The 1,582-nt window shown below is 65.2% G+C and carries 1 protein-coding gene; it reads right to left on the bottom strand.

What is annotated here, in order from left to right; all coding sequences use genetic code 11:
- Positions 1-115 precede the first annotated feature (115 nt).
- Positions 116-1,582, bottom strand: a 1,467-nt coding sequence (locus FAZ11_RS24600) for an ABC transporter permease subunit (RefSeq protein WP_137283184.1), incomplete at its 5' end; no start/stop codon positions are given.

Below are 1,582 nucleotides of genomic sequence, written 5' to 3'. Positions count from 1 at the left end.
TCTCCCGCGGCGGCGATCTTGGCCGCCCGGCGATTGGTCGGGCCCCAGGATTGGTGGTAGTCGATCAAGGTCCCGTCCTTGTCGAACAGGATGGCTCTGATGGGCGTGGTCGTTTTCATCGGATCAGTTTCACGTCTTTGGCGCCGGCAAGCAGCAGGATCAAGCGGACGATCAGCAGGCAGGCACCCACCGTGGCCATGATGCATACGGAGAAGGCCGCCGCCTGGTTCATGGCGCCCCGGTCGGACAGTTGCAGCACTGCCACCGAGGCGATCTGGGTGGACGGTGTGATCAGGAAGATCAGCGCCGACAGCGAGACCATGGCGCGCATGAAGTAGAACACCCACACCCCCAGCAGCGTCGGCCAGAGGATCGGCAGGGTCACCTTGCGCAGGGTGCGCAACACCCCGGCACCCAGCATCCGCGAGGCTTCGTCGTAGCTCTTGCCCACCTGGGTCAGGCTGGTGTTGGTGATCAGGAACGCCTGGCTGTGGTTGTAGTAGACGTTGAGGATCACCATCGACAGCAGGGTGCCATAGAGCACGTGCAGCGGATTGACCGGGTTGTTGAGCATCAGCACGTAGCCCAGGCCCAGCACCATGCCCGGCACCGCCGAGGGCAGGATGGCCAGCAGCGACAACAGCGGCGTGGTCGGCCCGGGGAATTTGGTGACCACGATGGCGCCCAGTCCGGCCATGATCACGCCCACGGTGGCGGTCAGGGTGGCGATCAGGATGCTGTTCCACAGCGGGGTGATGCCATCGGCGAAGTCGAAGGCGTAGTGCTTGAAGGTGGGCGTCAGGTTGTAGGGCCAGAGGGTGACGAAGCTGGTCACCACCACGATGCCGACGATGCTCAGCATGATGGCCGCGAAGCCATAGAGGTAGAGCCCGAAGCCCAGGTCACGGCCGCGGTCCGGGCGTGGCTCCAGCGGCCGCGACTGGGGCGCGATCAGCGAGGTCTGCCGCCGGGTGATGCGCTTTTCGAGGATCTTGGCGATCATCGCCGGGATCAGGAGCACCACCCCGATCACCGCGCCCAGGGCGAATTGCGCCTGGCCGATCACCTGGTTGTACATCTCGGTGGCCAGCACGTTGAAGTCGCCGCCGATCAGCATGGCGTTGCCGAAGTCGGTCAGCACCAGGGTGAAGCAGACGAAGCAGGCGGCGGCCAGGCCGTAGAGGGTTGGTGGCAGGGTGACGGTGCGGAAGGTGCGCCAGTGGCTGGCGCCCATCACCCGGGCGCTCTCGTAGGGCCGCGCATCGGCGATGGCCAGGGCCGCCGAGAGGATCAGGAAGGCGTAGGGAAAGGCATAGAAGAGGTTGGCGGTGACGATGCCGTGGAAGCCATAGATGTTGATGTCCAGGCCGAGATAGCGGTTGATGGCGCCATTGCGGCCGAACAGCAGGATCAGGCCCTGGCCCTGTACCAGCGAGGGGGCGAACAGTGGCATCAGGGCGACCAGCCGCAGGAAGCCCTTGCCCTTGACCAGGGTGCGCTGCAGGCCGTAGGCGTAGCCATAGGCCAGGACGATCACCAGTACCGTGGTGAGCCCGGCCATGCCGACGCTGTTGCCGATCAG

The organism is Pseudomonas rhizoryzae, assembly GCF_005250615.1.
Classification (GTDB): Bacteria; Pseudomonadota; Gammaproteobacteria; order Pseudomonadales; family Pseudomonadaceae; genus Chryseomonas; species Chryseomonas rhizoryzae.
This window is presented reverse-complemented; position numbering and strand designations above follow the sequence as displayed.